Raw genomic sequence first — 5306 nt, 5'->3', positions numbered from 1 at the left:
CCGCCTGCGCCAGCAGGAGCAATCCGCTGGCGAACCCGGCGCCGACCGCCAAACCGATCCACAACCGTGCCCGCCGCGCCAGTCCGCCGAGATACTTCGCCGCCTCCCGATCCGCCACCGGTCACCTTCTTCCATCGATTCAACATCCTACAGTCACCTGACATATGCCAGAGGACCATAGGTAAAACCCCTTACGTAGAAGCCCTTACGTACAATCCCGAACTTAAGCGACGGGGCCGTTGGGCCTATACCTCCACTGCAGCAGGAACGCGGCCCTAAGGTCCGCCAAGTGGAAACGGAGAGGAAGACAACATGGCTCCAGCTCTTGCCATTGCCGGAACGAACGCCGTGGGTATCGGAACCTTCGCTCCGGCTCTTCCGCAGACCTCTAGCCGTATTCAGTGGGCGAACAGCAACTGGGGCCAGCGCCAGGCGGCTTCGCTCGACGCCATCGCCACCCCTGCGGCCTTGGACCGCGACCAGCCGCTGTTCCGCGAAGGCGAGAGCGCGGACAACGTGTTCGAAGTGACCAGCGGGATCATCCGGGTCTTCAAGCTGCTCCCCGACGGCCGCCGTCAGATCATCGGCTTCCTGGAAACCGGCGATTTCCTGGGCCTGTCCTTCAACGAAAACTACCTTTATACCGCCGAAGCCGTGACCCCGTCGTCCGTGCGGCGCTTCTCGCGCCGCCGGCTGGACGCGCTGATCGACGAGAACCAGGAAGTCCGCCGCCGCCTGATGGCGATCACGGCCAACGAGCTGCTGACCGCGCAGGACCAGATGGTGCTGCTCGGCCGCAAGACCGCCAAGGAAAAGCTCTGCACCTTCCTGATGAACCTGTCGCGGAAAGCGGCGCGGCGTGGTCTGAACGCCACCCGCATCAGCATGCCGATGGGCAGGGCCGACATCGCCGACTATCTGGGGCTGACGATCGAAACCGTTTCCCGCACCATCACCTGCCTGAAGACCGCCGGATTGATCCGCCTGCTCGAAAATCACAAGGTCGAGCTGGCCGACGCCGAAGCTATCGCGGAACTGGCCGACGCGGCCTGAGCCGCACCGGCCCTCAGTGGCCGACGGATTTCGAGAACAGGTTTACGACCACCACGCCAGCCACGATCAGGCCCAGGCCGAGCATTGCCGGCAGGTCCAGCGGCTGCTTGAACCAGACGACACCGACCAGGCTGATGAGAACGATGCCGAGCCCGCTCCAGATAGCGTAGGCGACGCCGACCGGCAGGGTCCGCAGCACGAGCGACAGGAAGAAAAACGACGTCCCGTAGCAAGCGGCCATGACCAGAACGGGCAGCAGCTTCGTGAACTGCTCCGATGCTTTCAAGGCAGACGTGCCGATGACTTCCAGCACGATGGCGGTGAACAGAAACGCGTAGGTCATTCGGCTTTCCCCGATCCGGCATCGGTCATGATCTTGTCAGCGCGACGAGCCGGTCGGCGATCCGGCCGCGCATGTCCTCGTCTATGCCGTACAATCCGCAGACATCGGCCAGCCAGAGACCGTCGGCGGCCAGCCGGGCGATCATCGGTCCGACCGGATCCGCCACCTCCGCCGCATCTGCCGCACGTTGTTGGGCCAGCCGTGTCCGCCAGTCCGCCAGCAGCGACGGGTCGGACATGAAGGCGGCGCTCAGGGCACCCCATCGCCGGATCTCCTGATCGGGCTCGTCGACTACCGTCCGGACATAGGCGCGGGCGGTGCGGCCATGGGCATCCGGATCGTTGCCGGCCTGCTCCGCGACCTGCTCCATGAAGCGGTCCGAGATGTCCTGCACCATCGCCATCAGCAGCGCGTGCTTGCTGGGGAAGTGGTGCAACAGCCCTCCTTTGCTGACCCCTGCCCGCTTGGCGACCGCCTCCAGCGTCAGGGACATGACGCCACTTTCCGTAACCAATTCGCCGGCCACGTCGAGAAGACGCTGCTGGGTGACCTCGGGCTGCCGTTTGCGGAGAGAGTTATCGATCATGGAAAATAACATACCGTCTGGACGGTATGTTGCCAAGAGGTTGTCGGATTGCTCATCAGGGGAGTGGACATACCAGTTTGGGCGGGTGAAACTGTCCGTATCCCGAATACTCCGGGGGACAGACTAATTCCGGAAACGAACAACCGAATCGCGGCAAACGCGGTCCGCTGGGGGAGTAAGAAATGCGATTGTCCGGCAAAACCGCCCTTGTAACGGCAGCAGCGCAGGGAATCGGGCGCGCCACCGCGCTGGCCTTCGCGCGTGAGGGCGCCGATGTCATCGCCACCGATGTCAATATGGAGAAGCTGTCCGAGCTTGAAGGCACCCAAGGCCTGAAAGTCCGGGCGCTCGACGTGCTCGACGCCCAGGCCATCCAGTCGCTGGCCGGTGAGCTGGGCGCTTTCGATGCACTGGTGAACTGCGCCGGCTTTGTCCATCACGGCACGATCCTGGAATGCGGCGAGAAGGACTGGGATTTCTCCTTCGACCTGAACGTCCGCAGCATGTACAGGATCATCCGGGCCTTCCTGCCGGCCATGCTTGAACGCGGCCAGGGCGGCTCGATCGTCAATATCGCTTCGGTCGCATCGTCGGTAAAAGGCATCCCGAACCGGTTCGTCTATGGCACCAGCAAGGCGGCCGTGATCGGATTGACCAAGTCGGTCGCCGCCGACTTCGTGACCAAGGGGATCCGCTGCAACGCGATCTGCCCCGGCACCATCCAGACGCCGTCGCTCGACGACCGGATCGCGGCTCAGGGCGATGCGGAAGCGGCCCGCAAGGCGTTCGTCGCGCGCCAGCCCCTGGGCCGGCTTGGCACGCCGGAGGAAATCGCCGCCATGGCGCTCTATCTGGCCAGCGACGAGTCCGCTTTCACCACCGGCCAGATCCACGTGGTCGATGGCGGCATCAGCATCTGATCGACTGGGCTTTCAGAACCAACCGCAAGGAACGCATCGAAAATGGCTGACGTGACCGTCGCAGACGTCGAGGCAGCGCGAGCCGCCGCCCGCTATCCCAGCCTCAAGGACAAGGCTGTTCTGATCACGGGAGGAGCTTCGGGGATCGGAGCCTCCACCGTCGTTCACTTCGTCGTTCAGGGGGCGAAGGTCGCCTTCATCGACCGCGACCAGGCCGCCGCCGAGGCTCTGCTCGGCACGATCAAGGAGGCCGGGGAAACGGATCCCCTGTTCGTCGCCTGCGACCTGACCGACCTTGCCGCCGCCAAGGCGGCGGCAAGCCGGATCGAGGATTCGCTTGGGCCGATCCGCGTGCTGGTCAACAATGCGGCGCGCGACGACCGGCACAAGATCGCGGATGTCACGCCCGAGTACTGGGACGAGCGCCTCAACGTCAACCTGCGGCACCAGTTCTTCATGGCGCAGTCGGTGGCGCCCGGCATGGCGAAGGCCGGCGGCGGTTCGATCGTCAACTTGGGTTCGACCTCCTGGATGGTCTGCACCGACGATCTTGCCGTGTATCAGGCGGCCAAGGCGGGTGCCGTCGGCTTGACGCGCGGGCTCGCCCGTGACCTCGGACCCTCGCGCATCCGGGTCAACCATGTGGCGCCCGGCTGGATCATGACCGAGCGGCAGAAGACCCTTTGGGTGACGCCGGAGAAGCTTGAGGCGACGCTGGCCCGCCAATGCCTCAAGGACGAGTTGCAACCCCACGACGTCGCCCGCATGGTTCTGTTCCTGGGCGCCGACGACAGCATGATGCTGTCCGCCCAGACCTTCATCGTCGACGCCGGGACGGTCTGACCGATGGGCGGCCACGATCATAGCCACGGCCATGAGCATCCCCACGCGGCGCCGGCGTCTCCCCTGGCGGAGCGCGTCAAGTCGCTGGAAGCTCTGCTCGTGGCCAAGAAGCTTGTCGATCCCGACTCGCTGAACGCGCTGATCGACACCTACGAGCATAAGGTCGGTCCGCGCAACGGCGCCAAGGTCGTGGCAAGGGCCTGGTCGGACCCCGCCTACAAGGAACGGCTGCTGCGCGACGCCACGGCGGCGATCGCGGAGTTCGGCTTCACCGGACGGCAGGGCGAGGACATGGTCGCGGTCGAGAACACGCCTGCCGTCCACAACATGGTCGTCTGTACGCTCTGCTCCTGCTACCCATGGCCGGTGCTGGGATTGCCGCCCGTCTGGTACAAGTCCGCTCCCTACCGGTCCCGCGCCGTCATGGACCCCCGCGGAGTGCTGCGGGAGTTCGGCACGGTCGTCGGCGACGAGGTGGAGGTGCGGGTGTGGGACAGTACGGCGGAACTCCGGTATCTGGTGCTGCCGGAGCGTCCGGCCGGCACGGAAGGCTTCAGCGAGGAGCAGTTGGCCGAGCTGGTCACCCGCGACAGCATGATCGGCGTCACCAGGGCCAAGGCGCCGGAGAGCATGCCATGAACGGCGCCCACGATATGGGCGGCATGCATGGCATGGGGCCGATCGACACCGACCCGAACGACCCGCTGTTCCATGCCGAATGGGAAAAGCGGGCGTTCACGATCACCCTCGCCCTCGGCTTCCATGGCCGCTGGAACATCGACACCTCCCGCCACGCCCGCGAAAACCGGCATCCGGTCGATTACCTCGCCAGCAGCTACTACGAGATCTGGTTCAAAGGGGTCGAGCGGCTTGCGGTCGATACCGGTATGGTCTCGCCGGAGGAACTGGCGACGGGGGAACCGGCCGGCATCGCCGAAACCCCGCCGCCCGATCCGGCGCGCGTGGCCGCGATCCTCGCCAAGGGCGCCAGCGCCAAGCTGGACGACGACGTGCCGGCCAAGTTCACGGCTGGGACGAAGGTACGCGTTCTCGACATCACGACCACCGGCCATACCCGGGTGCCGCGCTACTGCCGGGGCCGGATCGGCACGATAGACCGCGACCACGGCGTCTACATATTTCCCGACACCCACGCCCATGGCCTGGGCAAGAAGCCGCAGCACTGCTACAGCGTCCGCTTCGGCGGGCGCGACCTGTGGGGCGACGCCGCACCGTCGAACGATGCGATCTATGTCGATCTTTGGGACGATTACCTGGAGGCAGCGCCGTGAAGCCGGGAGATGAACCGCCGTTCCGCGAACCCTGGGAAGCCCATGCCTTCGCCATGACGGTGAAACTTCACGAGGCGGGTCATTTCACGTGGCCGGAGTGGGCGGCCGTCCTGTCGGATGAAATAGCCGAGGCCCAGAAGCGGGGCGATCCGGATCTGGGAACGACCTACTACCATCACTGGCTGCGGGCACTTGAACGCATGGTGACGGAAAAAGGGCTGGTGCTGCCGGGGGAGCTTACCTGAAACTGACCCGACGCATCCGCTGAC

General features: G+C 65.1%; 8 protein-coding genes. 6 read left to right on the top strand and 2 right to left on the bottom strand.

Features of this window, described 5'->3' with window-relative positions; all coding sequences use genetic code 11:
- The first annotated feature begins 312 nt into the window (after positions 1–312).
- Entirely contained in the window at positions 313–1053 is a 741-nt protein-coding gene (locus AC5JJ6_RS40165; RefSeq protein WP_496047416.1) for a cyclic nucleotide-binding domain-containing protein, read from the top strand.
- Positions 1054–1066: 13 nt separating this feature from the next.
- Here AC5JJ6_RS40165 and AC5JJ6_RS40160 read toward each other — a convergent pair whose 3' ends face one another.
- Complete coding sequence (locus AC5JJ6_RS40160; protein ID WP_496047415.1) at positions 1067–1396, bottom strand: DMT family transporter; 330 nt, start codon at positions 1394–1396, stop codon at positions 1067–1069.
- A gap of 25 nt (positions 1397–1421) precedes the next feature.
- Positions 1422–1982, bottom strand: coding sequence for a TetR/AcrR family transcriptional regulator (locus AC5JJ6_RS40155; RefSeq protein ID WP_496047414.1), 561 nt, complete (start codon positions 1980–1982; stop codon positions 1422–1424).
- Positions 1983–2164: 182 nt separating this feature from the next.
- Here AC5JJ6_RS40155 and AC5JJ6_RS40150 point away from each other — a divergent pair, with 182 nt between their 5' ends.
- The 5 genes from AC5JJ6_RS40150 to AC5JJ6_RS40130 are packed head-to-tail and all read left to right on the top strand — an operon-like array spanning position 2165 to position 5282.
- Positions 2165–2902: an SDR family oxidoreductase gene (locus AC5JJ6_RS40150; protein WP_496047413.1), complete on the top strand. Its 738-nt coding sequence runs from the start codon at positions 2165–2167 to the stop codon at positions 2900–2902.
- Positions 2903–2944: 42 nt separating this feature from the next.
- Positions 2945–3745 (top strand): SDR family NAD(P)-dependent oxidoreductase, encoded by an 801-nt coding sequence (locus AC5JJ6_RS40145; protein ID WP_496047412.1) that lies wholly within the window; start codon positions 2945–2947, stop codon positions 3743–3745.
- Between the two features lie 3 nt (positions 3746–3748).
- On the top strand, positions 3749–4384 hold the full coding sequence (gene nthA, locus AC5JJ6_RS40140; RefSeq protein ID WP_496047411.1) for a nitrile hydratase subunit alpha: 636 nt from the start codon (positions 3749–3751) through the stop codon (positions 4382–4384).
- Positions 4381–5037 (top strand): nitrile hydratase subunit beta, encoded by a 657-nt coding sequence (gene nthB, locus AC5JJ6_RS40135; protein ID WP_496047410.1) that lies wholly within the window; start codon positions 4381–4383, stop codon positions 5035–5037. Before nthA ends, nthB begins: the two co-directional genes overlap by 4 nt.
- Entirely contained in the window at positions 5034–5282 is a 249-nt protein-coding gene (locus tag AC5JJ6_RS40130) for a nitrile hydratase accessory protein (RefSeq protein WP_496047409.1), read from the top strand. The genes nthB and AC5JJ6_RS40130 overlap by 4 nt, the downstream gene beginning before the upstream one ends.
- Positions 5283–5306: the final 24 nt, after the last annotated feature.

The sequence above is a fragment of the Skermanella sp. genome, assembly GCF_059503625.1.
Note: the sequence above shows the minus strand (reverse complement) of the source record. Positions and strands in the feature narration are given on the sequence as shown.

Bases quoted from the DNA above. Each gene is read 5' to 3' on its own strand.
- AC5JJ6_RS40155 (WP_496047414.1), bottom strand. From the start codon at position 1,982: ATGATCGATAACTCTCTCCGCAAACGGCAGCCCGAGGTCACCCAGCAG.
- AC5JJ6_RS40145 (WP_496047412.1), top strand. From the start codon at position 2,945: ATGGCTGACGTGACCGTCGCAGACGTCGAGGCAGCGCGAGCCGCCGCC.
- nthB (WP_496047410.1), top strand. From the start codon at position 4,381: ATGAACGGCGCCCACGATATGGGCGGCATGCATGGCATGGGGCCGATC.
- AC5JJ6_RS40160 (WP_496047415.1), bottom strand. From the start codon at position 1,396: ATGACCTACGCGTTTCTGTTCACCGCCATCGTGCTGGAAGTCATCGGC.
- nthA (WP_496047411.1), top strand. From the start codon at position 3,749: ATGGGCGGCCACGATCATAGCCACGGCCATGAGCATCCCCACGCGGCG.
- AC5JJ6_RS40150 (WP_496047413.1), top strand. From the start codon at position 2,165: ATGCGATTGTCCGGCAAAACCGCCCTTGTAACGGCAGCAGCGCAGGGA.
- AC5JJ6_RS40165 (WP_496047416.1), top strand. From the start codon at position 313: ATGGCTCCAGCTCTTGCCATTGCCGGAACGAACGCCGTGGGTATCGGA.